This is a genomic window from Rhodosalinus sp. FB01, assembly GCF_041365715.1.
Classification (GTDB): domain Bacteria; phylum Pseudomonadota; class Alphaproteobacteria; order Rhodobacterales; family Rhodobacteraceae; genus Rhodosalinus.
Genome location: NZ_JBGFSH010000003.1, coordinates 240,514 through 263,891, shown reverse-complemented (window position 1 = coordinate 263,891; position 23,378 = coordinate 240,514). Strand labels below are relative to the sequence as shown.

At 70.6% G+C, this 23,378-nt stretch carries 26 protein-coding genes; 8 read left to right on the top strand and 18 right to left on the bottom strand.

Translation table 11 applies throughout. The features are described from left to right. The first annotated feature begins 101 nt into the window (after positions 1-101). Positions 102-1,238, top strand: coding sequence for an alpha-D-ribose 1-methylphosphonate 5-triphosphate diphosphatase (locus tag AB6A65_RS05985; RefSeq protein WP_371037450.1), 1,137 nt, complete (start codon positions 102-104; stop codon positions 1,236-1,238). Between the two features lie 10 nt (positions 1,239-1,248). Here AB6A65_RS05985 and AB6A65_RS05980 read toward each other — a convergent pair whose 3' ends face one another. Genes AB6A65_RS05980 through AB6A65_RS05970 form a run of 3 tightly spaced genes read right to left on the bottom strand, consistent with a single transcriptional unit; the run spans position 1,249 to position 3,086 of the window. Further along, entirely contained in the window at positions 1,249-2,331 is a 1,083-nt protein-coding gene (locus tag AB6A65_RS05980) for a 5-(carboxyamino)imidazole ribonucleotide synthase (RefSeq protein WP_371037449.1), read from the bottom strand. Beyond that, positions 2,324-2,812, bottom strand: coding sequence for a 5-(carboxyamino)imidazole ribonucleotide mutase (gene purE, locus AB6A65_RS05975; protein ID WP_371037448.1), 489 nt, complete (start codon positions 2,810-2,812; stop codon positions 2,324-2,326). Before purE ends, AB6A65_RS05980 begins: the two co-directional genes overlap by 8 nt. A 49-nt stretch (positions 2,813-2,861) precedes the next feature. Further along, positions 2,862-3,086: a YdcH family protein gene (locus AB6A65_RS05970; protein ID WP_371037447.1), complete on the bottom strand. Its 225-nt coding sequence runs from the start codon at positions 3,084-3,086 to the stop codon at positions 2,862-2,864. Positions 3,087-3,244: 158 nt separating this feature from the next. On the opposite strand from AB6A65_RS05970, the gene AB6A65_RS05965 reads away from it, so the two are divergent. Both AB6A65_RS05965 and AB6A65_RS05960 read left to right on the top strand, forming a co-directional pair. Next, positions 3,245-3,667: an Hsp20 family protein gene (locus AB6A65_RS05965; protein ID WP_371037647.1), complete on the top strand. Its 423-nt coding sequence runs from the start codon at positions 3,245-3,247 to the stop codon at positions 3,665-3,667. Continuing rightward, positions 3,664-3,891 (top strand): DUF1150 family protein, encoded by a 228-nt coding sequence (locus tag AB6A65_RS05960; protein WP_371037446.1) that lies wholly within the window; start codon positions 3,664-3,666, stop codon positions 3,889-3,891. Before AB6A65_RS05965 ends, AB6A65_RS05960 begins: the two co-directional genes overlap by 4 nt. 16 nt (positions 3,892-3,907) lie before the next feature. On the opposite strand, the gene AB6A65_RS05955 is transcribed toward AB6A65_RS05960, so the two are convergent. The 3 genes from AB6A65_RS05955 to trxB form a co-directional block, all read right to left on the bottom strand. After that, positions 3,908-4,603, bottom strand: coding sequence for a hypothetical protein (locus tag AB6A65_RS05955; RefSeq protein ID WP_371037445.1), 696 nt, complete (start codon positions 4,601-4,603; stop codon positions 3,908-3,910). A 9-nt stretch (positions 4,604-4,612) separates the two neighbouring features. Beyond that, positions 4,613-6,319, bottom strand: coding sequence for a bifunctional sulfate adenylyltransferase/adenylylsulfate kinase (locus AB6A65_RS05950; protein ID WP_371037444.1), 1,707 nt, complete (start codon positions 6,317-6,319; stop codon positions 4,613-4,615). A gap of 159 nt (positions 6,320-6,478) precedes the next feature. Further along, positions 6,479-7,450 (bottom strand): thioredoxin-disulfide reductase, encoded by a 972-nt coding sequence (trxB, locus tag AB6A65_RS05945; RefSeq protein WP_371037443.1) that lies wholly within the window; start codon positions 7,448-7,450, stop codon positions 6,479-6,481. 208 nt (positions 7,451-7,658) lie between these two features. Between trxB and AB6A65_RS05940 the strand changes: the two genes are divergently transcribed. Further along, entirely contained in the window at positions 7,659-8,159 is a 501-nt protein-coding gene (locus AB6A65_RS05940; RefSeq protein ID WP_371037442.1) for an Lrp/AsnC family transcriptional regulator, read from the top strand. A 9-nt stretch (positions 8,160-8,168) separates the two neighbouring features. On the opposite strand, the gene AB6A65_RS05935 is transcribed toward AB6A65_RS05940, so the two are convergent. The 5 genes from AB6A65_RS05935 to lgt form a co-directional block, all read right to left on the bottom strand. Beyond that, on the bottom strand, positions 8,169-8,948 hold the full coding sequence (locus tag AB6A65_RS05935) for a Hint domain-containing protein (RefSeq protein WP_371037441.1): 780 nt from the start codon (positions 8,946-8,948) through the stop codon (positions 8,169-8,171). A gap of 247 nt (positions 8,949-9,195) precedes the next feature. Continuing rightward, complete coding sequence (locus AB6A65_RS05930) at positions 9,196-9,330, bottom strand: hypothetical protein (protein ID WP_371037440.1); 135 nt, start codon at positions 9,328-9,330, stop codon at positions 9,196-9,198. Positions 9,331-9,591: 261 nt separating this feature from the next. Next, positions 9,592-10,347 carry a peptidoglycan editing factor PgeF gene (pgeF, locus tag AB6A65_RS05925; protein WP_371037439.1) on the bottom strand — a complete coding sequence of 252 codons (756 nt, stop codon included), beginning with the start codon at positions 10,345-10,347 and terminating at the stop codon, positions 9,592-9,594. Next, the gene (locus tag AB6A65_RS05920; RefSeq protein WP_371037438.1) at positions 10,344-11,405 is read right to left on the bottom strand and encodes a class I SAM-dependent methyltransferase; all 1,062 of its coding nucleotides are present in this window, start codon (positions 11,403-11,405) and stop codon (positions 10,344-10,346) included. Before AB6A65_RS05920 ends, pgeF begins: the two co-directional genes overlap by 4 nt. Continuing rightward, positions 11,402-12,304, bottom strand: a complete 903-nt coding sequence (gene lgt / locus AB6A65_RS05915; RefSeq protein ID WP_371037437.1) for a prolipoprotein diacylglyceryl transferase — start codon at positions 12,302-12,304, stop codon at positions 11,402-11,404. The genes AB6A65_RS05920 and lgt overlap by 4 nt, the downstream gene beginning before the upstream one ends. 96 nt (positions 12,305-12,400) lie before the next feature. On the opposite strand from lgt, the gene AB6A65_RS05910 reads away from it, so the two are divergent. Further along, on the top strand, positions 12,401-12,655 hold the full coding sequence (locus tag AB6A65_RS05910) for an accessory factor UbiK family protein (protein WP_371037436.1): 255 nt from the start codon (positions 12,401-12,403) through the stop codon (positions 12,653-12,655). A 4-nt stretch (positions 12,656-12,659) separates the two neighbouring features. Here AB6A65_RS05910 and AB6A65_RS05905 read toward each other — a convergent pair whose 3' ends face one another. After that, positions 12,660-13,265 (bottom strand): flavin reductase family protein, encoded by a 606-nt coding sequence (locus tag AB6A65_RS05905; protein ID WP_371037435.1) that lies wholly within the window; start codon positions 13,263-13,265, stop codon positions 12,660-12,662. 80 nt (positions 13,266-13,345) lie between these two features. Between AB6A65_RS05905 and AB6A65_RS05900 the strand changes: the two genes are divergently transcribed. After that, the gene (locus AB6A65_RS05900; RefSeq protein ID WP_371037434.1) at positions 13,346-13,831 is read left to right on the top strand and encodes a GNAT family N-acetyltransferase; all 486 of its coding nucleotides are present in this window, start codon (positions 13,346-13,348) and stop codon (positions 13,829-13,831) included. Between the two features lie 52 nt (positions 13,832-13,883). Beyond that, positions 13,884-14,633 (top strand): EcsC family protein, encoded by a 750-nt coding sequence (locus AB6A65_RS05895; RefSeq protein WP_371037433.1) that lies wholly within the window; start codon positions 13,884-13,886, stop codon positions 14,631-14,633. Here AB6A65_RS05895 and AB6A65_RS05890 read toward each other — a convergent pair. From AB6A65_RS05890 to AB6A65_RS05865, 6 genes are all read right to left on the bottom strand, one after another. Further along, the gene (locus AB6A65_RS05890; RefSeq protein ID WP_371037432.1) at positions 14,630-14,878 is read right to left on the bottom strand and encodes a DUF3253 domain-containing protein; all 249 of its coding nucleotides are present in this window, start codon (positions 14,876-14,878) and stop codon (positions 14,630-14,632) included. The genes AB6A65_RS05895 and AB6A65_RS05890 overlap by 4 nt on opposite strands. Before the next feature lie 143 nt (positions 14,879-15,021). Beyond that, positions 15,022-18,015 (bottom strand): isoleucine--tRNA ligase, encoded by a 2,994-nt coding sequence (gene ileS / locus AB6A65_RS05885; RefSeq protein WP_371037431.1) that lies wholly within the window; start codon positions 18,013-18,015, stop codon positions 15,022-15,024. A 198-nt stretch (positions 18,016-18,213) separates the two neighbouring features. Continuing rightward, entirely contained in the window at positions 18,214-19,932 is a 1,719-nt protein-coding gene (gene metG, locus AB6A65_RS05880; protein ID WP_371037430.1) for a methionine--tRNA ligase, read from the bottom strand. A 57-nt stretch (positions 19,933-19,989) separates the two neighbouring features. After that, positions 19,990-21,255: an MFS transporter gene (locus tag AB6A65_RS05875; protein WP_371037429.1), complete on the bottom strand. Its 1,266-nt coding sequence runs from the start codon at positions 21,253-21,255 to the stop codon at positions 19,990-19,992. 80 nt (positions 21,256-21,335) lie between these two features. Further along, positions 21,336-22,088, bottom strand: coding sequence for an SDR family NAD(P)-dependent oxidoreductase (locus AB6A65_RS05870; protein ID WP_371037428.1), 753 nt, complete (start codon positions 22,086-22,088; stop codon positions 21,336-21,338). Between the two features lie 78 nt (positions 22,089-22,166). Next, positions 22,167-22,790, bottom strand: coding sequence for an ImuA family protein (locus AB6A65_RS05865; protein WP_371037427.1), 624 nt, complete (start codon positions 22,788-22,790; stop codon positions 22,167-22,169). An 82-nt stretch (positions 22,791-22,872) separates the two neighbouring features. Between AB6A65_RS05865 and AB6A65_RS05860 the strand changes: the two genes are divergently transcribed. After that, positions 22,873-23,322, top strand: coding sequence for an N-acetyltransferase family protein (locus AB6A65_RS05860; protein ID WP_371037426.1), 450 nt, complete (start codon positions 22,873-22,875; stop codon positions 23,320-23,322). Positions 23,323-23,378: the final 56 nt, after the last annotated feature.

Here is a 23,378-nt window from a genome sequence, read left to right as displayed (position 1 = left end):
GCTCTCCGGTACGGTCGGGGCTTTCCTAGCCGCGGGCGGGCGCATATCTCAAGCGACATGCCGTTATCGCACACCCCTTCACGCCAGCCCGGGGCCCGGCCATGAGTCTCGCGCTCACGCTTCACGGGGCGGAGGTGCTGTGGCCGGACGGCGCGGGGCCCGGACCCGTCGGCATCGCGGGCGGGCGGATCGCGCCGCCGGGGCCGGGGCGGCAGGTGGATCTCTCGGGCTATCTCGTCCTTCCGGGCATCGTGGACGCCCACGGCGACGGGTTCGAGCGGCACCTCGCGCCGCGCCGCGGCGCGATGCGCGACCTGGGTGCGGGGCTCGCCGCCGCGGAGGCGGAGCTTGCCGCCAACGGGATCACCACGGCCGTGCTGGCGCAGTTCTACAGCTGGGAGGGCGGGCTGCGCGGCCCGGACTTCGCCGCCCGCGTGCTCGAGGGCTGGTCGGCGCGACGCGGCGGCGGGACGGATCTGCGCATCCAGCTTCGCTTCGAGACGCACATGCTGGACGACTATCCCGCCTTCGAGGCGCTCGTGGCGCGACACGGGGCAGGCTACGTCGTCTTCAACGATCACTTGCCCCACGATCGGCTTTCCCAGGGGCGCAGGCCGTCGCGCCTGACGGGCCAGGCCTTGAAGTCGGGCCGCTCGCCCGAGGCGCATCTCGCCATCATGGAGGCGCTGCACGCCCGGCAGGCGGAGGGGCCCCAGGCGCTTGCCGGCCTTGCGCAAAGGCTTTCGGCACGCGGCGTGCGGCTGGGCAGCCACGACGACCGCACGGCCGCCGACCGGGCCTTCTGGCGCGGGATCGGCGTGCGGATCGCCGAGTTCCCGGAAACGCGGGAAGCGGCCCTCGCCGCCATCGAGGCGGGCGACCGGGTGGTGATGGGCGCGCCCAACGTGATGCGGGGCGGCTCCCACAACGGCAACGTGCCCGCCGGGGCGCTGGTGGACGAAGGTCTCGTGACGGCGCTCGCCTCCGATTACCACTTCCCGTCCCTGCGGGCGGCGGCCTGGGCGCTCGCCGAACCCATGGGGCTCGCGGCGGCCTGGCGCCTCGTCTCCGAAGGGCCGGCAGGGCTTCTGGGGCTTGCAGACCGGGGCCGCATCGCACTTGGCCTGCGCGCCGACCTCGTCGTGCTGGAGCGCGAGACGGGCCGCGTGGCCGCAACCTTCGCCGGCGGCGCGCTGACCTTCATGGGCGGCCCCGTGGCGGCGCGTTTCCTCGACTGAGCCGCGCCCGTCAGCGCCCCTGCGCCGGGCCGGTGACGCGGTTGACATGGCCCATCTTGCGCCCGGGCCGCGCCTCGGCCTTGCCGTAGAGGTTGAGGCTCGCCGCCGGGTCCTGCGCGATCTCGGGCACGCGGGCCACATCGACGCCGATCAGGTTCTCCATGTCCACGTCGGAATGGCGCGAGCCGTCGCCCAGGGGCCAGCCGGCCACGGCGCGGATGTGTTGTTCGAACTGGTCCACCGCACAGCCCGCCTGCGTCCAGTGGCCGGAGTTGTGCACCCGGGGCGCGATCTCGTTCACGAGGAGCCCGTCGGGCGTGACGAAAAGTTCCACGCCCATCACGCCCACGTAGCGGAGCTTGTTCAGGATCCTGCCCGCCAGAAGCGCGGCGTCGGCGCGCTGGGCGGCGCTCAGCCGCGCGGGGACGCGCGTGGTGCGCAGGATGCCTTCGCGGTGGACGTTCTCGCCGGGATCATAGGCCACGACCTCGCCCGAAAGCCCACGCGCGGCGATCACCGAGACCTCGTGCGAGAACGTGACGAAGCCTTCGAGGATCGCCGGCGCGCCCCGCATCGCGGCGAGCGCCGCCTCCGCGTCCTCGGGCCGGTCGATCCGGGCCTGGCCCTTGCCGTCGTAGCCCAGGCGCCGCGTCTTGAGGATCGCGGGCAGCCCGATCTCCGCCATCGCCTCGGCGAGGTCCTCGGCGTCATCCACCGCCGCGAAGGGCGCCGTGGCGAGGCCGAGATCCGACAGGAACGCCTTTTCCACCAGCCGGTCCTGGCTGACCCTCAGCGCGCGCCGGTCGGGCCGCACCGGGCGAAGCGGGTCCAGCACGTCGAGCGCCGCGGCGGGCACGTTCTCGAACTCCAGCGTGATGGCATCCACCGTCTCGGCAAAGGCGGAAAGGGCGCCCGTATCCTCCCACGCGGCCGTGGTCACGGCATGGGCGACGTCGCCCGCGGGCGGGGCGGGCGCGGGATCGTAGATGTGGCAACGATAGCCGAGCCGCGCGGCGGCCACCGAGAGCATCCGGCCAAGCTGCCCGCCGCCAAGGATGCCGATCACGGATCCGGGGGCGAGCGGCTCAGTCATCCTGCGGCTCCTCGGCGATGGAGGCGGTCAGATCGGCGCGCCAGCGCGCCACGCGTTCGGCCAGCGCCGGGTCGGAAAGGGCCAGGATCTGTGCGGCGAGAAGCCCGGCATTGGCCGCGCCCGCCGCGCCGATCGCCATCGTGGCCACCGGATAGCCGCGGGGCATCTGCACGATGGAATAGAGGCTGTCCACGCCCGAAAGCGCTCGGGTCTGCACCGGCACGCCGATCACCGGAAGCTCCGTCTTGGAGGCCATCATGCCCGGCAGATGCGCCGCGCCGCCCGCGCCGGCCACGATCACCTTCAGCCCGCGCCCCGCGGCCTCGCGCCCGTAGGCCCAGAGCCGGTCGGGCGTACGGTGGGCGGAGACGATGCGCGTCTCGTGGCCGACGCCGAGCGCGTCGAGGATGTCCGCCGCCTCGCGCATGGTCGGCCAGTCGGACTGGCTGCCCATGATGATACCCACCTGCGTCTCGGCCATGCGCCGCCTCCTCGGCTTCGGGAAGCGGCACTATAACTTCGGGCGCGGCCTACGCAATGATGTCTGGGAGCAGTCTGTCCGCGATGTAGGAGATCCGGTCCTTGAGCTGGAGCTTCTTGCGCTTGAGCCGCTGCAGGGTGAGCTGGTCACCGGTCCCCTTCTCGGACAGCGCGGAGATCGCGTCGTCGAGGTCGCGGTGCTCGCGGCGGAGAACCTCGAGCTCGACGCGCAGAACCTCCTCGGTCTGCATGGACAGGTCACTGGGCGCGTTCATCGGGCACCTCGTTCTTCTTGACAGGGAAGCAACATACCAAACCCGGGGCGATGCCGCAAAGGTCTTGCCGCCCGTGGGTGGCACCCCCATATTTCCCTCAGACGGTCGCCGCCACGGGGCCGTTCCACATGACTGTCGCTTTCGTGAAGGACGTGTCGATGACGAAGATGAGTTTGGGGACCTATCCCCACATGCTGGGGTTCGAGCAGCTGGAGCGCCTGCTGGAGCGCACGGCGAAGACCGGCAATGACGGTTATCCCCCCTACAACATCGAGCAGACCTCCGAGCACTCCTACCGGATCACGCTCGCGGTTGCCGGGTTCACACCGGATCAGCTTTCGATCACGGTGGAGGACAACCAGCTCGTGATCCGCGGGCGCCAGGAGGAAGACGCGGAGCCGCGGGTCTTCCTGCATCGCGGGATCGCCACCCGCCAGTTCACGCGAAGTTTCGTTCTCGCGGACGGTGTCGAGGTGGGCGAAGCGGTGATGGAAAACGGGCTTTTGCACGTGGACCTGGCGCGCGCCCGGCCGGAAACCGTGGTGCAGACCATCGAGATCAAGACAGGGGGAAGCAGATGAATACCAAGTTCGATTTCGCAGAGGCCGGCGAACGGCCGATCGTCTATGTGCGCTCGGTCAAGGTGGCCGAGCTGCCGGAGGAGCTGCGCGAGCAGGCCGAGGGGCTCGAGACGCTCTACGCCGTGTGCAACATGGAAGGTGAGCGCCTCGCGCTGGTGCAGGACCGCGACATGGCCTTCGTGCTGGCCCGGCAGAACGACCTCGCCCCGGTGACGGTGCACTGACACGGCGCCGCCCGCGTCAGCGGGGCGGCCAGATCCCGTAACGGCGATGGATGAGCCGCGCGCAGGCGTCATTCGCCTGCGCGCGGCTCAATCCGTTGACGTGGCTGTCTTGCAACTCCGGGCCGGGCAGGTCGCGCGGCGCGCAGGCGGCCCGCGCGGCGGGGCGCGACCGAACGGCGAGACCCGCGCGGGCGTAATGGCCCGAAAGCCATATGTCGTCGACCGGCCAGGCAGCGTCGGGAATGTCGAAGGCGTCCCCGTGCAGCATTTCCGGCCGGATCGCCACGCCGGCGAAGCCCTGCGCGATGTCGGTTTCGCCCGCGGCGGGGCGATCCGCACGCCGGCGCAGCGCGGTCACGGAGAACCCCGCGCCGGCCAGCACGGCCTCTTCCGGCCCCTCGGCGAGCGCGGCAAGCCACCCCGGCCCGTAGATCCAGTCGTCGTCGCAGTAGACGAGCCGCGCGCCTTGCCCTTCGAGGGCCCGCGCCGCCGCGAGCGCCTTGGTGGCGGGGCCGAAATCCTCGTCCGACCAGACGACCTCGACCCCGTCGGGCAGCGGGGGCAGGGCCACCGGCCCCGGAAAGCGCCGGTAGCGTCGCGGCAGGCACAGCAACACCCGGTTGGGCCGCGGAAATTGTCCCTGGATCGAGGCGAGGGTCGGCCCGATCCGCGGCAGGCGCGGCGGGATCGAGGTGAGCGAGACGGCGAGCATGCGCCCCGGTCAGCCCGCGATCAGACCCATGGATTCGAGCTTGAGCAGCACCTGGTGGGCGCAGTTGTCCACTTCGACGCCTTCGGTGTTCACGCGCAGCTCGGGCGCTTCGGGCTCGTCATAGGGGTCCGAGATGCCGGTGAACTCCTTGATCTTGCCCTCGCGGGCCAGCCTGTAGAGACCCTTGCGGTCGCGCCGTTCGCATTCCTCGAGGCTGGTGGCGACATGCACCTCGACGAAGGCACCGTACTGCTCGATCTCCTCGCGCACGGCGCGCCGGGTGGCGGCGTAGGGCGCGATGGGCGCGCAGATCGCGATGCCGCCGTTCTTGGTGATCTCGGAGGCGACGAAGCCGATCCGGCGGATGTTTAGGTCGCGGTGCTCCTTCGAGAAGCCGAGCTCGGACGACAGGTTCTTGCGCACCACGTCACCGTCGAGAAGCGTGACGGGCCGGTCGCCCATCTCCATCAGCTTGATCATCAGCGCGTTGGCGATGGTGGACTTGCCCGAGCCCGAGAGGCCGGTGAAGAACACGGTGAAACCCTGCTGGCTGCGCGGCGGGTAGCGGCGGCGCAGTTCGCCGACCACCTCGGGGAAGGAGAACCAGTCGGGGATCTCCAGCCCCTCCCGCAGACGCCGGCGCAATTCCGTGCCCGAGATGTTGAGGACCGTCGCGCCCTCCTCGATCTCGTCGGCGGCCTCGTACTGCGCGCGGTCCTGCACGTAGACCATCTGCTTGAAGTCGACCATTTCGAGACCGATCTCGGCCTGGTGCTCGCGGAAGAGGTCCTGCGCGTCGTAGGGGCCGTAGAAGTCGTCTCCGGCGCTGTTCTTGCCCGGCCCCGCGTGATCGCGGCCGACGATCATGTGGGTGCAGCCATGGTTGCGCCGGATGATCCCGTGCCAGACCGCCTCGCGCGGGCCCGCCATGCGCATGGCGAGGTTCAGAAGGCTCATCGTGGTGGTGGCGGCCGGGTACTTGTCGAGCACGGCCTCGTAGCAGCGCACGCGCGTGAAATGATCCACGTCGCCGGGTTTCGTCATGCCGACGACCGGGTGGATGAGCAGGTTCGCCTGCGCCTCGCGCGCGGCGCGGAAGGTCAGTTCCTGGTGCGCGCGGTGCAGCGGGTTGCGCGTCTGGAAGGCGACGACGCGGCGCCAGCCCAGCTTGCGGAAGAGCGCGCGCAGTTCGTTCGGCGTGTCGCGGCGCGCCTTGAAGTCGTAGTGCACCGGCGGCTGGATGCCGGTCACGGGCCCGCCAAGGTAGACCGTGCCGGCGCTGTTGTGCAGGTAGTTGACGGCCGGATGCGCGATGTCGTCGGCGCCGAACACGCGTGCCGCCTCGCGGGCCTTGTCGGGCGTCCACTTGTCGGTGACGGTCATGGTGGCGAGGATCACGCCCTCCTGGTCGCGGAGCGCGATGTCCTGCCCGGGCTCGACGCCCTCGGCGAAGCCGGACGAGACGTCGAGCGTGATCGGCATCGGCCAGAGCGTTCCGTCGGCCAGCCGCATCCGCTCCACCACGCTGTCGTAATCCGCCTGCGACAGGAACCCCTTGAGCGGCGAGAAGCCGCCGTTCATCAGCAGCTCCAGGTCGCAGACCTGCCGCGGGGTGAGGTCCCAGCTCGGCAGTTCGCTCGCCTCGATCTTCAGCTTCTGGGCCGACTCGTGGGAGACGAAGAGTTCTGGGATCGGGGCGAGGTTGGGACTCATCATGGCTGTCTCACGAAATGGCTGAAGGTGGCGAATGGAAACGGGCGCCCGGCGCGCGGGCTCGCGCCGTCGCTAGACCGTTCCCCCCGCCGGGCGCAACCCGAGGGAACGCAGCGGCCGTGCGGAAGCGGCGGAAAGATGCCATTTTGCCGAGGAAGAGGGTCAGCCGGCCTGTTCGAGGATCCGCTCCTCCGCGTCGAGCGTGGCGATATACTTCTCGGCGTCGAGCGCGGCCATGCAGCCCATGCCCGCGCTCGTTACCGCCTGGCGGTAGACATGGTCGGTGATGTCGCCCGCGGCGAAGACGCCGGGAATCGATGTCCGGGTGGAGCCGGGCTCGACCTTGACGTAGCCGCCATGGTGGGTTTCCAGCACGTCCTTGACGAGTTCGTTGGAGGGCGCGTGGCCGATGGCGATGAAGACGCCCTTGCACGGGATCTCGGTGATCTCTCCGGTCTGGACGTGTTTCACCCGCACGCCCTCGACGCCGAGCGGATCCTCGCTGCCCACGACCTCGTCCAGCGTGTGGAACCACAGCGTCTCGATCTTGGGGTTCCGGAACAACCGGTCCTGCAGGATCTTCTCCGCCCTCAACTCGTCGCGGCGGTGGATCAGCGTGACCTTGGAGGCGAAATTGGTCAGAAAGAGCGCCTCCTCCACGGCCGTGTTGCCCCCGCCGACCACGACGATCTCCTGCCCGCGGTAGAAGAAGCCGTCGCAGGTCGCGCAGGCGGAGACGCCGAAACCCTTGAACTTGTCCTCGGACGGCAGGCCAAGCCATTTCGCGCGCGCGCCCGTGGCGAGGATCACCGCATCGCAGGTCCAGATCGCGCCGCTGTCGCAAGCCGCGGTGAAGGGGCGCGTGGACAGGTCGAGGTCCGCGACGATGTCCGACACGATCTCGCAGCCCATTTCCCTGGCGTGGGCTTCCATCCGCACCATCAGATCCGGGCCCTGCACCTCGGTGTCGCCCGGCCAGTTCTCGACCTCGGTCGTGGTGGTGAGCTGCCCGCCGGGCTCGATCCCCTGGATCAGCACGGGTTCCAGCATGGCCCGCGCGGCATAGACGGCGGCGGTGTATCCGGCGGGGCCGGATCCGATGATCAGAACCTTGACGTGGCGTGTTTTGGACATTCGGGGATCCTCGCGCAATATGACCGCGGTGTTTCCCCGGGTATATCGCCGCGGCGCCGGGTCGGAAACCCCCGCGCGGTGCGGCCAACGGCCCGGCACATACCGTCAGGACCGGCCGGGCCGTTTTAACAATCTTGCGCCTGATTGAAACAATATTGCGCACGAACGGCGGGCTGTTATAACAACCGCGAATACGAGGGAGGCAGCGATGCCCGGGACGCGGCTCGACCCGATCGACAGGAAGATTCTCGCCGAATTGCAGGCCGACGGCCGGATGACGAACGTGGAACTCGCGCGCCGCGTGGGCATCTCGGCGCCGCCCTGCCTGCGCCGGGTCCGCACGCTGGAAGAGCAGGGCTATATCCGTGGCTACCATGCCCGGGTCGATGCGCGCGAACTGGGATTCGAGGTGCAGGTCTTCGCGATGGTCGGGCTGCAAAGCCAGGCCGAGGCCGATCTCGTCGCCTTCGAGGACCAGTGCCGGGCCTGGCCCCTCGTGCGGCAGTGCCACATGCTGAACGGCGAGGTGGATTTCATCCTGAAATGCGTGGCACCCGATCTTTCCACCTTCCAGAGCTTCCTCACCGGGGAGCTGACGGCGGCCCCCAACGTGGCGAGCGTGCGCACCTCGCTGGTGATCCGCGTGTCGAAGGACGACCCCGGTGTGCCCTTCGACGTGCTGGAGGAGCGGCTGGGCCGCAGCGCCTGAGCGGCAGGCTCAGGCTTCCTTCAGGTGCTCCATCGTCTCGCGCGACAGGCGCGGGCAGGCCAGCGGTCCGAAATCGTCGAACGTCTCGACATGGCCGAAGAGCGACAGGAAAAGCGCCTGCATGTTCGGCCCCAGCCCCTGCTGCGCCTGCGTGCCGGGGTGAAAACTCTCCACCTCCAGCCCGCCGGCATAGATGACCGCATGGCGGGCGAGCGCGATGTGATAGAGCCGTACGGGGCTGGGCGGCGCGATCTCGATCACGCTGGCCCCGTCGACGAACTCGTTCACCCGGCTGAGCACCCGCAGGGCGCCGCCGGGCGCCGCGCCGAGGCGGGGTTGCGTGTGCAGCAGCCGCGCCCCGGGGCCCGCGAGCACGTCGGGTGACGGCCGCCCCAGGCCGAACGCGTCGGCGGTCACGCGGCTGAGCGCGCCCGCGCCGGGGGCGAGCAGGGTGGACCCGATCCAGACGAGCGTTTCCGTGCCCCCGCCGGCGCATGGCAGCCGGTCGCCGGGGATCAGGTCCTCCACCGCGCCCGGCCCCGCCTCGGTCCGGATCAGCGTGCCGCGCGCGAAGGCGCCGGCCGCGTCCAGGAAAAGGGGCGTGTCGGGCACGGCATGCTGCGTCTCGCGCACGCTGCCGTCGGGAAGACGGCAGGCGACCTGGATCCGGCGCGTCCGGGAAGGCGCAGGCTGGTCTCGCCCGTGCGTCTCGGCAAGGCGGCCGTGCAGGGCCGGCAGCTTTGTGGTCGTCGCGGCCGCGCGGTCCGCGCGGCCCAGGGGGCTTTTCATGCGATCACCCGAAAGGTTGGTCACATCCGCGCCGGCCCCCACCGGCGACGACAGAAGGACTGATCCAAGGTTTAATATTACGTTCACGAAAGTGCGGGCCGCGCGGGTCATTTGTCAACGCGACCGGACCGAATGGCGCGTCGCCAGAGCCAATGCGGCGCGCGGTCGGGTCATTGTTCGGCCGGCGTCGACCGACCGGCGCGGCGGGCCCCGCGGCTCGGGGCCCTTGGCGAATCGGCCGCCGCGATCAGGCGCGCGCCCGAAGAGGCTGGCGCCGCGCGATGAAGGCGGCGCGGCGCGCGCCACGCTGCCACGGCGGCGCGATGGACTCCGCCCGCGCGATGCGGATCGCCGAGCGGAGAAAGCGGATGCGATCGGTCATGGGGTCTCCTTCGTCCGTTGCTGGCCGGGGCGCACCGTCGATCACGACGCGCAACGCCAAGGCTGGACCCGCAATCCGGCGCTTCCGCGGCCACAAGCGGGAAACAACCGGACGTGTCCGCCATACTCGCGGCAGAGGTGGCCGGAACCGGGCGCTGTCGCCCAAGAGACTGCATGTAAACAATAATCAAGGGCTTCACTGCGACAACGACGGGCAGCGCTGAGCATTGTTTCCGTGAATTGCGGCGAGATTGCGGCGCGATTAGAGACGGATCGCTGACAACAGCCGGCCGTAATCCGCCGCTGCCGCATGGGTGCTGCGGCGGTAGGAATAGAACCGTGCGGGGTCGCTGTAGGTGCAGTGGCGCGTCCAGTCCGCCTGCCCGACACCCGCCTCGCGAAGCCGCATGAGCCCGTATCCCACGAGGTCGAAATGGGACCGCCCGTTCGTGCCGCCGGCGAAGAAGCGCGCGTTCGCCGGATCGTCGTCGAGAAAGCTTTCGAGGAATTCCGGCCCGACCTCGTAGGCCGCCTGGCTGATCGCGGGGCCGATCGCCGCCGCGATGCGCCTGCGCTGCGCGCCGAGCGCCTCCATCGCGTCGATGGTCGCCTCCAGAACGCCCGCCCGGGCGCCGCGCCAGCCGGCATGGGCGGCGCCGATCACGCGGGCCTCGGCGTCCGCCATCAGAACCGGCATGCAGTCGGCGGTCAGCACGCCGAGCGCGAGTCCCGGCGTCGCGGTGACCAGCCCGTCGATGCGCGGCTTCTGCAGGAACGGCCCTGTGACATGGGTCACCTCGGCGGAATGGACCTGGTGCGCCGTCAATAGCCGGTCCGCGTCGACCTCCAGCGCATCGGCCGCGCGGATCCGGTTCACCTGGACCGCCTGCGACTGGTCGGAGGAGCCGGGCCCGCAGTTCAGCCCCTCGAACACGCCGGAGGAGGCGCCGCCCCGCCGCGTGAAGAACCCGTGGCGGCAGGCGGACAGCGACCGGGCGGTGATGATCTCCAGCGTCATGGGTCCACTCCCGGGGGCGGCGGCGTCTCCTCCGGATGGAAGGCGAGGCATTGGAACAGCGTTCCCATTTCGTCGGGGTGCGTCAACCGGCGATGGGCGGTGACATGGCTCTCGAGCGCCGCGCCCGACAGTCCGCGGGCGAGCGTCTGCGCGCGCGCCGTGATGCCCAGACGTTCGAGAAAAACGCCCTGCGGCGTCAGCCGCGACCGGGCCGAGGGCGTCGCCCGCGCCAGTTCCGCGAAATCCACATGGGCGGTGAGGTCGGCCTCTCCCGGCGCCTGCAGCGGATCGGCGTAGCTGTGTCCGCGCACGGCCTGAAGGGTGTCGCCGCTCCCGCCCCAGCCGCCGTAGTCGAGGATGAGCGCTGCGCCCCCGAAGGTCTGGATCCGCCGGCCGATCGCGGCCGCGATCGCGGGGGCGGCAGGGCGGATCTCGACGAGGTCGCCGTCCGCGGTATCGGCCAGGCGGCCGGCGAGCGCAGGCTGGGGCGCAGGCCCCGCGAGGCCCATCGCCAGCCCTTCGTCCCGCGCGCCGACGCGCCTTTCGCGCCAGAGATCGCCCTCGCGCTGGAATTGCCGGATTGGCAGGGCATCGAAGAACTCGTTCGCCACTAGGAAAAGCGGCGCGTCGGGCAGGGCGTCGACGGTGTCGTGCCAGCTGACGGCGTGGCCTTCCAGCGCGTCGCGCTGGCGCGCGCGCAGCGCCGGGGAGGCTTCGACGAGGTGCCCCCGCGCCGCGTCGAGACATCCGGGCACCGCGCGCAGCGCCCGGAGCGCGTCGGCCATCAGCGTGCCGCGGCCGGGCCCCAGCTCGGCCAGGGTGAAGGGCGCGGGGCGCCCCTGCTCCAGCCAGGTCTGGCCCAGGGCGAGGCCCAGGAGTTCGCCGAACATCTGGCTGATCTCGGGGGCGGTGGTGAAGTCGCCCGCCCGGCCCAACGGGTCGCGGGTGGCGTAATAGCCGTGTTCGGGGTCGAGCAGGCACTCCGCCATGTAGGCGGCGACCGAGATCGGCCCGTCGGCGGCGATCCGTGCGAGCAGCCGGGCCTCGAGCGCGCTCATGTGGGGGCCGCCCGTCCCCGCCTGAGCGCCCAGGCTACCAGCGCCAGCCCCACCGCGATCATCGGCAGCGATAGAAGCTGGCCCATGGTGAGGCCGTAGCCCGACAGATGCAGCGCGAGCCCGCTCGGGTTGCCCTCCGAGATGAATTGCGGGTCGGGCTGGCGCACGAACTCGACGAGGCCGCGACCGATGCCGTAGCCGGCGAGAAAGGTTCCGGTGACGAGCCAGGGCATCCGCAGCGCGCCGCGCCGCCAGACCATCCAGACGAGCAGGGCCAGCAGCACGAGCCCTTCGAGCGCGGCCTCGTAAAGCTGGGAGGGGTGGCGGTGGCACAGCTCGCCCAGCGGCTGGCCGCAGGACTGCGCGACGGCGCCCGGAAAGGCCACGCCCCAGGGCAGCTCGGTCGGCCGGCCCCAGAGCTCGGCGTTGATGAAGTTGGCGATGCGCCCCAGGAGAAGGCCGGGCGGCGTGGCGAGCGCCATCATGTCGGCGACGCTCGCGATCGGCACGCCGTTGCGGCGGCACCAGATCAGGCCGGCCACGGCGACGCCGAGGAACCCGCCGTGAAAGGCCATGCCGCCCTGCCACAGCATCGGGATTTCCCAAGGGTTTTGAAGATAGTAGTCAGGCCGGTAGAACAGAACGAAGCCGAGCCGCCCGCCGACGATCACGCCGAGGATCACCCAGGTCAGCAGGTCGTCCACCTGTTCCGCGCGCATCGGCGCCGTGCCGCCGGGCCAGAGGCGCGGGCGGTTCACGGCCATCACGGCGAGGCGCCAGCCGATCACGATCCCGGCGATGTAGGCGAGCGCGTACCAGCGCAGCGCGAACTCCATGCCGAAGAGCGTGACGGAGAAAAGCTCCGGGGAAATGTCCGGAAAACGGATCGAGGCCTGCATCATCGTCTCTCTGCCCGGTTTTTCGAGGGCCGGTCAAGCTTGAGCCGGCGGCGTGTGCGCTCCATATAGGAGGGAAGTGTAACGGGGGAGAGACCCATGCAGAGCCGCAACAAGGTGCTGGACGACATCTCGCAGCTCATGACGAACGCCATGGGCGTCGCTCAGGGCGCGCGGGAAGAGGCGCAGACCGCGATGAACTCGATGGTGGATCGCTGGCTCGCCGAGCGCGATTTCGTCACCCGCGAGGAATTCGACGCGGTGCGCGCCATGGCACAGAAGGCGCGCGAGGAGAACGAGGCGCTGCGCGCGCGCATCGAGGCGCTGGAAGCGCGCGCCGGCCGCGCGGAGTGAGGCCTCAGTCGTCGGGGCGCGCCAGCGCGAAGACCTCCTCGACGCGTGCGTAGTCGCGGTATCCCAGCCGTGCGAGCGGCCGGTAGGTCGTGACGTCGAAGATCCCGTCGACGAGGCACGCGTCGCGCAGGTGAATGCCTGTCACCTCGCCGAAGACGACGAAGTTCGCCTTTCCTTCCAGCTGGACGATTTGCGTCAAGCGGCATTCGAGCGCGGCGGGCGCGGCGGCCACGCGGGCGCAGGCGATGGTGCGGCATTCCTCCCGCTCGAGCCCGGCATGGGCGAATTCGTCCTCGTCGCGGGGCAGCGCCTTCGAGCTGGCGTTCATCGCGTCGCGCAGCGCGTCCGAGACGATGTTCACGCAGAAGACGCCGGTCTCGCGGATGTTGGCCACGCTGTCCTTGGTGTCGCCCTGGTCGGCCTTGGCGGAGGTGGAGGCGAACATCACCTGCGGCGGCACATAGGCCACCGCGTTGAAGAACGAGTAGGGCGCAAGGTTGTCACGGCCCGCCGCGTCGCGGCTCGAGATCCAGCCGATGGGGCGGGGCGAGACGATCGCGCCGAACGGGTTGTGGGGCAGGCCGTGGCCCTCCTCGGGGCGGTAGAACATGGCGGGATCCTCCTGTTTGCCCCGGTGCTACCCGCGTGCTACGCGCAGCGCCACCGTGAATTCTGTGCGCGGGGGCAGGGGTGTATCGGCTCGAGTGCGAGAAGCCCGGGGACTGGTGGGAGGTCGAGGCGCTCTACGACCTCGCCTTCGGTCCGGGGCGCGAGGGGCTTTCCTCCTACCGGCTGCGCGAGGGCGTGGCGCCGGTGGCCGAGCTCTGCCGCGTGGCGCGCGACGAGGACGGCACGATCGGCGGCGCGATCCGGTACTGGCCGGTGCGGGTGGGCGGGCGGCCCGCGCTGCTTCTGGGCCCGGTGGCGGTGCATCCCACCCACCAGGGCGAGGGGATCGGCGGCGCGCTGATCGCCGACAGCCTGGCCGCGGCGCGCGCGGCGGGCTGGGAACGGGTGATCCTCGTGGGCGACGTGCCCTATTACGGACGCTTCGGCTTCGCCCGGCTCGACGGCGTGGAGATGCCGCCGCCCACCAATCCCGAGCGGGTGCTCGGGGTCGCGCTCGTCTCCGGGGCCTGGGACGGCGTCAGGGGGCGCGTGGGCCGGGACGCTTGAAAGACCGGCGCTCCGACCCGATCTCTTGCAGGCCATGACCGGAAGCCGAGCCATGACCGACACGACCATCGTTCCCGTCGAGACGGGTGCGCGCCTCGATGCGCTCGCGCAGCGCTACGCCCGTGCCGACGGGCCCGCGCTGCGCCTTCTGAACCTTCTGGGCGCGCAGGCCGAGAACCTGCTCGAACGCCTGCCCGACCGCGTGAAGGAGGAGCTCGAGGGCGCCACCGTCCACACGCTCGCCGCCGCGCTCGCGGCCGCGCAGCGATCGCGCCGCGCGATGCCGGACCAGTCCCCGTGGATGAACACCTCGATCACGACGGCGATGGGGGCCGCGGGCGGCTTCGGCGGGTTGCCCACCGCGCTCGCGGAGCTTCCCTTCACCACCACGGTGCTCTTTCGCGCGATCCTCGCCGAGGCGCATCGGCAGGGCTTCGACCCGGCCGCCGAGAATGTGCGGCGCGAGGCGCTGGAGGTGTTCTCGGCCGCGGGGCCGCTGTCGCATGACGACGGGTCGGAGACCGGGTTCCTCGCCGCGCGGGTGACGCTGACCGGCGCCACCGTGCGGGGCATGATCGCGCGCATCGCCCCGCGCCTGTCCACGGTTCTGGGCCAGAAGCTCGCGGCGCAGACGGTTCCGGTGCTGGGCGCGGCGGCCGGCGCGGCCACGAACTACGCCTATACCCGCTACTACCAGGAGATCGCGGTGGTGCGGTTCGGGCTGATGCGGCTTTCGGAAGAGACGGGTGCCGATCCTGCCCTCCTGACCGAGGAGCTCCGCGTCCGCATGCCCCGGCGCTAGTCCGCCGCCTCCTCCTTCAGCGAGAACCGTATCGGGCCGCGGGCGGTCGTGGGATCCACGGCACGCCCCTTCTGCGTGGCCTTCAGCGGCAAGGACGCCGCGACGCGCCGCACCTCCGGCATGAGCGGCCGCCAGTCCGGGCCGAGCGCGCGGGCAGCCTCGGACGGGCAGAAGCTGTTGCACGGACCGCGCGCCCGTGCAAGGCGCATGAGCGCCGCGGCGATCTCGGCGTCGCTCACGCGCACGGCGCCGCGCCGGCGCCCCTCACAGGGATCGCAGGGTCCGGTCCGGGCATGAACGAGGCGACGGGAGATCCGCGACACGCCTGGCGCCGTGCCCCGAACGCTCGGGAGTGCCGCAGACCGTGCATTTCCGAACGTCCGCCGTCCTAGCCGAGGGCTGCGTCACAGCGCGCGCAGACGCCCGGATGCGCGTGGCTGCCCACGTCCGGCAGGATCTTCCAGCAGCGTTCGCACTTCTCTCCCTCGGCGCGCTCGCACACGACGCCGATGCCCGGCGCGTCCGGAAGCCGGAACGCTTCCTGCGGCATCGCGTCGGCGGTGAGTTGCACATCCGAGGTGATGCAGATGTCGTCGAAGGCGACCTCGCGAAGCGCGGCCAGCATCTCCGCGTCCTCGACATGCACCACCGGCGCGGCCTCGAGGCTGGCACCGATTGCCTTCTCGGTGCGCTTGACCTCCAGCGCCGCTGTCACCACGCGGCGGGCGCGGCGCACCTTCGCCCATTTCGCGGCGAGCGCCTCGTCGCGCCACGCCGCGGGCGTCTCGGGCATGTCCTCGAGGTGGACGGAGGAGCGCTCGCCCGGGAATCGCTCCAGCCAGACCTCCTCCATCGTGAAGACGAGCACCGGCGCGAGCCAGGTGGTCAGCCGGTGGAACAGCAGGTCGAGCACCGTGCGCGCGGCGCGGCGGCGGGGCGTGTCCCCGTCGCAATAGAGCGCGTCCTTGCGGATGTCGAAGTAGAAGGCCGAGAGCTCCACCGTGCAGAAGTTGAAGACCGCCTGGAAGACGCCCTGGAAGTCGTAGGCGGCATAGCCCTCGCGCACGGTGGCGTCGAGCTCCGCCAGCCGGTGAAGCACCCAGCGCTCCAGCTCGGGCATGTCGGCGGGGTCGGTCCGGTCGGCCTCGGTGAAATGCGCCACGTTGCCCAGCAGAAAGCGCATCGTGTTGCGCAGCCGGCGATAGCTGTCGGCCACGCCCTTCAGGATCTCGGGGCCGATGCGCAGGTCGCCCGTGTAGTCGGATTGCGCCACCCAGAGCCGCAGGATGTCGGCGCCATACTGCTTCGTCACGTCCTCTGGCGCCACGGTGTTGCCGAGCGACTTGGACATCTTGTTGCCCTTCTCGTCGAGCGTGAACCCGTGGGTCAGAACGCCGCGATAGGGGGCGCGGCCGATGGTGCCGCAGGCCTGGAGCATGGAGGAATGGAACCAGCCGCGGTGCTGGTCCGTGCCCTCGAGGTAGAGATCGGCCAGCCCGTCCGCGCTGCCGTCCGCCCGGTCGCGCAGGACGAAGGCGTGGGTCGAGCCGGAATCGAACCAGACGTCGAGGATGTCGTCCACCTTCTCCCACTCGGCGGGGTCATAGTCGTCGCCGAGGAAGCGTTCCTTGGCGCCGGGCTTGTACCACGCGTCCGCGCCCTCGGCCTCGAAGGCCGAGAGGATGCGGGCGTTGACGCGCTCGTCCTTCAAAAGGAAGTCCGGGTCGGTGGGCAGTGCGCCCTTTTTCGTGAAGGCCGTGAGCGGCACGCCCCAGGCGCGCTGGCGCGAGAGCACCCAGTCGGGGCGGTTCTCGATCATGGAGTGGAGGCGGTTCCGGCCCGAGGGCGGCGTCCAGGTCACGAGCCGGTCGATGGAGGTGAGGGCCCGTTCGCGGATCGTGGCGCCGTAATCGTCCTGCCCGTCGCCCACGGGGCGGTCGATGGCGGCGAACCACTGCGGCGTGTTGCGGAAGATCACCGGCGCCTTGGAGCGCCAGGAATGCGGGTAGGAATGGGCCTGCCGGCCACGGGCGATCAGCCCGCCGGCCTCCACCAGCTTCTCGATGACCGCCGCGTTGGCCTTGCCCTCCTTGCCCTTCTCGTCGAAGACGCGCAGCCCCGCGAAGACGGGAACATGGGGCAGGAACTCGCTCGCCTCGCCCACGTTGTGCGTCATCCGGTCGAGCCAGCCGCGCCGCGCGAAGGCGTCGTAGTCGTCCGCGCCGTGGGAGGGCGCGGTGTGCACGAAGCCCGTGCCCTGATCGTCGGTCACGTAATTCTCGGCGATCATCGGCAGGTCGTAGTCCCAGAAGCCGTCCGCGCCGCCGAGACCGGCGAAGGGATGGGCGAGGGTGAGTGCGCCCAGTTCGTCCGCGGTCACGTCGCGCAGGCGCGTGTGCTCCGTGACGCGGGCGCGCGAGAGGGTGTCTTCGGCCAGCGCGTCGGCGAGAACGTAGGTTTCCCCCGCGCTCGCCCAGCACTCTTCCTGCGTGGCGTCGACGCGGTAGAGGCCGTAGGCGATCTCGGGGTTGTAGGCCACCGCCCGGTTCGAGGGGATCGTCCAGGGCGTGGTGGTCCAGATCACGACGCGGGCATTCTTTATCTCGGCGCGGCTTTTTGCGAGTGTCTCATCTTCAATCTCCTCACCCAGTGCTCGGTCTGTGACGAGTGCGCCCGCCACCTTCGCCAAATTGCGATCACCGCCACCGTCACGCACGGCGAAGGGCACCCAGATCGTGTGGCTCTTGTGGTCGTGATACTCGATCTCCGCCTCTGCGAGCGCCGTCTTCTCCACCGGCGACCACATGACCGGCTTCGAGCCCTGGTAGAGCACGCCCGACATCAGGAACTTCATGAACTCCCCGGCGATCACGCGCTCGGCGTGGAAGTCCATGGTGAGGTAGGGGGCCGCCCAGTTGCCGGTCACGCCGAGGCGCTTGAACTCGTCCCTCTGCACGTCGATCCAGCCCTCGGCGAAGCGGCGGCACTCCTGCCGGAAGTCCACGACATCGACCTGGTCCTTGTCCTGGCCCTTGGCGCGGTAGCGTTCCTCGATCTTCCACTCGATGGGCAGGCCGTGGCAGTCCCAGCCGGGGATGTAGCGCGCGTCGCGCCCCATCATCTGCTGTGAGCGGACCACGAAATCCTTCAGGATCTTGTTGAGCGCGTGGCCGATGTGCAGGTGCCCGTTGGCGTAGGGCGGGCCGTCATGCAGCGTGAAGGGCGCGCGGCCCTCGGCCTTGTCACGCAGCCGGTCGTAGATGCCGATCTCCTCCCAGCGGGCGAGCCAGCCGGGCTCGCGCTTGGGCAGCCCCGCGCGCATCGGGAATTCGGTTTCGGGCAGGTTCAGCGTGTCTTTGTAGTCGAGCGTCTCGGTGGACATCGCAGCGTCCTCATCTCGGATGTGTTCGGGAACGGGGCGGCGCGGGCGCGCCCATGCGCCTTTGTCCCGGCGCCCTCGACCGCCAAGGGTCAGGACGCCGGGCCGGTAATTCGACGGTTATGCGGAACCGGGCGCTGCATCGCGGCGGGTTATAGGGCGCATGGGGCGGGCGGTCCAGAGCGGAGGCCGCCGCGCGCCTCAGCCGCGCGTGCCCGCGAAACGCTGTGCCCAGTCCTCGCGCTGGGCGTCGTCGATCTTGGCGAAGAGGTTTTCCGGCACGCGGAACGCGTGGCCCGCGGGCAGCGCCTCGAGCGCCGCGCGGAGATCCGTCGGCCAGTCCGCGTCCTCGGCGCCGAGCGCGTCGCGCAGGCTCCGGGCGGCGTCGGGGATGAAGGGCTCCGACAGCACCGCGTAAAGCCGCGCGAGGTTGAGGGAGAGGCGCACGATGACGGCGGCGCGGGCCGGATCCTCCTTGAAGGCGGCCCAGGGCGCCGCGGCCTGGAGGTATTCGTTGCCCGCCACCCAGATCGCGCGCAGCTCGGCCGCGGCCTTGCGGATCTCCATCGCTTCCATGTGCCGCTCGTCGGCGGCGAGCCGTGCGGCCAGCTCCTCGACCAGCGTCTGCTCCTGCGGGCCCCATGCGCCGCCCTCGGGCACCGCCTCGCCGAACTTCGAGCGGCAGAACTTCGTCACGCGGGAGACAAAGTTGCCCAGAACGTCCGCGAGGTCCTTGTTCACCGAGAGCTGGAAGTTTTCCCAGGTGAACTCGGCGTCGGAGGTCTCGGGAACGTGCGACAGCAGCCACCAGCGCCAGTAATCCGCCGGCAGCAGGTCGAGCGCGTCGTCCATGAACACGCCCCGGCCCTGGCTGGTGGAGAACTGGCCGCCGTCGTAGTTCAGGTAGTTGAAGCTCTTGATGTAATCGACGAGCTTCCACGGCTCGCCGGAGCCGATCAGCGTGGCGGGAAAGCTCAGCGTGTGGAAGGGCACGTTGTCCTTGCCCATGAACTGGGTGTAGCGCACGTCCTGCGCGCCCTTGTCGGTCCGCCACCAGCGTTCCCAGTCGGCATCCGCCCGGCCGGTCGCCTCGGCCCATTCGGCCGCGCAGGCGATGTATTCGATGGGCGCGTCGAACCAGACGTAGAAGACCTTGCCCTCCATGCCCGTCCAGGGCGCGCCCTCGAACTGCGCGGGGATCCCCCAGTCGAGGTCGCGGGTGATGCCGCGGTCCTGCAGACCGTCGCCGTCGAAGAGCCACTTCTTCGCGATCGAGGTGGTCAGCACCGGCCAGTCGCGCTTGCCGTCGATCCACTGGGCCAGCCGGTCGCGGAGCGTCGATTGCAGCAGGTAGAGGTGCTTGGTCTCGCGCACCTCGAGCTCGGTCGCTCCCGAGATCGCCGATCGGGGCTCGATCAGGTCGGTGGGGTCGAGCTGCTTGGTGCAGTTCTCGCACTGGTCGCCCCGGGCCTTCTCGTAGCCGCAGTTGGGGCAGGTCCCCTCGATGTAGCGGTCGGGCAGGAAGCGGCCGTCGGCCACGGAATAGACCTGCCGTTCGGCCCGTTCCTCGATCAGCCCGGCCTCGAAGAGCTTCACGGCGAGGTGCTGCGTCAGCCGCCGGTTGTGATCCGACGAGGAGCGCCCGAAATGGTCGAAGGACAGGCGGAAACCGGCGGCCAGGTCGGCCTGGACACGGTGCATCTCGGCGCAATATTCGGCAACCGCCTTGCCGGCCTTCGCGGCGGCGAGCTCGGCGGGGGTGCCGTGCTCGTCCGTGGCGCAGAGAAACAGCACCTCGTGGCCCCGCGCGCGCAGGTAGCGCGCGTAGAGATCGGCGGGCAGCTGGGAGCCGACGAGGTTGCCCAGGTGCTTCACGCCGTTGATGTAGGGGATCGCCGAGGTAATCAGGTGCCGTGCCATCTGCCGCCTTCGAGTGCCGTTGTGCCGCGCCCCCATAACGCAAGCTCGGTCAGGGTGCTAGCGCCTCTCGTCCGGCCCGTCCCCGCCGCGCCGGCCGTTGCCGGCGCCTTCGCGGATCGCCGCCATCAGCCGGCCCACGGTGAAGGAGGTGCGCGGCGCCCAGACATAGGGCGTGCGGTGCAGGGCCACGGGGCGCGCGCGCATCCGCACGAGGCCGAAGACGACGAGGATCGCGTGCGCCGCGGCGATCATCGCGAAAAGCGCGCCGGGCCCGAAACCCTCGATGAGCGCAGCGGAGAGCCAGGGCGCGGCGATGCCGCCCACGGCGAACCAGAACATGAGCGCGGCCGAAAGCTCCACGCGCTGGTCGCTCGCGGCGAAGTCGTGCGCGTGGGAGGCGGCGACCGAGTAGATCGGAAACGTCGTGAGGCCGAAGAAGCCGGCCGTGAGCAGGATGCCCAGGGTGCCTGTCCCCTGCGTCATCCCGGTGACGCCGCAACTGACGATCGCCGCCACGGAAAGCCAGATCAGCACCCAGCGCCGGTCGATCTTGTCGGCCATCCAGCCCACGGGATACTGCGCGAGCGCGCCGCCGGCCACGAAGGCCGCGAGGAAATAGGCGATCTGGTCGGTCTCGAGCCCGACCTGGCGGCCGTAGACCGGCCCCACCATCCGGAACGCCGCGCTCGAGACCGCGGCCACCAGAACGCCCGCCACCGCGAGCGGTGATATCGCGACGGCGAGCCCCGGCCGCAGCCGGGGCGTCGAGGGCGTCTCGGGCGGGCTGGCGGTGGTCAGCGTGAGCGGCAGAAGCGCCGCGCAGCACATCAGCGCGAGGATGTTGTAGGAGACGTAGGACGCCGGCTCCAGCACGCCGATCATCAGCTGCGCGGCGAGCGAGGCGCCCATGTCCGCCACGCGGTAGGCGCCCATGGTGCGCCCGCGGGTGGCGTTGGTGACCTTGGCCTGGATCCACGCCTCGATCACCGTGTAGCAGCCCGCGACGCACATGCCCTGCGCCACGCGCATCAGCGCCCAGGCGGTCGCGTCGATCACCATCATGTGCAGCAGGATGCCGATGGCGCCCGCGGCGGTGAAGGCGGCGAAGGCGCGGGAATGGCCGACGCTGCCCATGAGGCGCGGCGCCCACCAGCAGCCGATGAAGAAACCCGCGAAATGCGCCGAGCCCAGAAGGCCGATCTGCTCTGTCGTGAAGTCGAGCGATAGGCCCGACAGCGCGTCGAGCGGCGCCACCGCCCCCGAGGAAAGCTGCAGCAGGATGACCGACAGGTAGAGGGCGGCGAAGGACAGGAGCGTGCGCATGACGCGTCCTACCCTGACAGCCCCGGCCCTGCCCGCAAGCCGGTTCCCGACGCGGGCAGGGCGTTATTCGCCCCTCGGGCTCAGGGCGCGGTGTAGCCGCCGTCCACGAGGTGGTAGCTGCCGGTGATGAAACCCGCCCGGTCGGAGAGCAGGAAGGCGGTGAGCGCGGCGACCTCCTCGGGTTGGCCGAGGCGCCCGATGGGATGCAGGCCGGTCAGGCCCGCGCGCATCTCCTCGTCGAGGTTCTGCAGAAGCGGCGTGTCGATGAAACCGGGCCCGACGGCGTTCACGCGCACGCCCTTGGCCGAGTATTCCAGCGCGGCGTTGCGGGTAAGTCCCACGAGCGCGTGTTTCGTGGCGACGTAGGCCGGCGATTCGGCCAGACCCACGCTGCCCAGGATCGAGGACATGTTCACGATGGCGCCGCCGCCCGCCTCGAGCATCTTCGGGATCGCGTATTTCATCCCGTAGAAGACGCCGTGCAGGTTCACGCCGATCACCTCGTGCCAGGCCTCGAGCGTGTAGTCGGCGGTCGGGGCGCGCGGGCCGCCGATGCCCGCGTTGTTGACGAGAAGGTGCAGCGCGCCAGTCTCCTTCACGGCGAAGTCGATCATGGCCTCCACCTGTTCCGCCTGCGCGACGTCCACCGCCGTGGCAAGCGCCGTGCCGCCCGCCGCGCGGATGTCCTCGGCGACCGCGCCCGCCTGGTCCTCGTCGAGATCGGCCAGCACCACGGTGGCGCCGCCCTTGCCGAGTTCTTGCGCGATGGCGGCGCCGATGCCCTGGCCGGCGCCGGTGACGATGGCGGTGCGCCCGTCGAATCGAAGGTCCATGTCCGTCTCCCGGTTTTGCGTTCGTCAGGACGATGGCGGCGCCGGCGGGGCGGCGCATTGATCCGGCGCAAAGACCGCTCAGGCCGGGGCGCCGTCCACGGGCGCGGGATGGGCGGAAAGGCCCGCCGCGCCGTCCTCCACCCGCCAGGCCCGTGGCGGGTCCTGCCGGGCGCGCAGGCGCTCCAGCCGCCAGGCGGTGCGCCCCGGCGCGTGGTCGGGCTCCATCCGCCAGCGCGTCTCCACCCCGCGCGCGCCGCCCGCCCCGGGCGTGAGCAGCAGCCCCGCGGGCATCGGCCCCGCCTCCGCCGCGCCGGCCTCGGCGGCGAGCTGGAGCCGGCGCACGGGGGTGAGGCCCGGCAGGGCGGGCAACTCCGCCACCACGAGGCCCACGCAGCCCGCGCGCAACGCCTCCTCTGCGCACCAGAGCACGTCCTCGGCGCGGCGGGGCGCGGCGAAGAGGAACCGCTCGGGCGCGGCGAAGCGCAGCAGGCCCTCGGGGTTCAGATCCTCCGCCGCCCAGCCCGGCGCGATCCAGAGCACGGGCCCCTCGCAGCGCCCGGCGAGCCAGGCAGCGAAGCTGCGCCGTGCCCGGCCGCAGGCTTCGTGCACGCGGCCGAGGGTGAGCGCGATGCCGGGCAGAAGCGCCGCTTCGGGGCGCGGGCGCTCGGGCGCGCGGGAGAGCAGGGCGGAGGCGGGCGTCATGGACGACACCATATAATGTTCTTCTTTTGTTCTCAACCTTGCGATGGCGGCGCGCGGCGCGCCATGCTATGCGCGAAACGCCATGACGAAACCGCTGATCCGCCCGATCCGCCCCGCGGACGAACCCGAATGGCGCCGCCTCTGGCGGTCCTACCTGGAGTTCTACGAGACGACCGTCCCCGAGGCGGTCTACCGCGAAAGCTTCGCGCGGCTGCTCTCGGACGCGCCCGAAACCTTCCACGGCCGCATCGCCGAGATGGATGGCCGGCCATGCGGGCTCGTCCATTACCTCTTTCACGCGCACATGTGGCGGATCGAGCCGGTCTGCTACCTTCAGGATCTCTACGTGGATTCCGGGGCGCGGGGCAGGGGCCTCGGCCGTGCGCTGATCGAGGCGGTCTACGCAGAGGCCGACGCGGCGGGCGCGCCCGCGGTCTACTGGCTCACGCAGGACTTCAACCACACGGCGCGCCGGCTCTACGACCGGATCGGCGTGCTGACCCCCTTCATCCGCTACAACCGCCCGTCCTGATACGCGGGCTTGGCGCGCGGCGGCAGAGCCGCTAGAGCGCGGCCCATGAGCCAGAG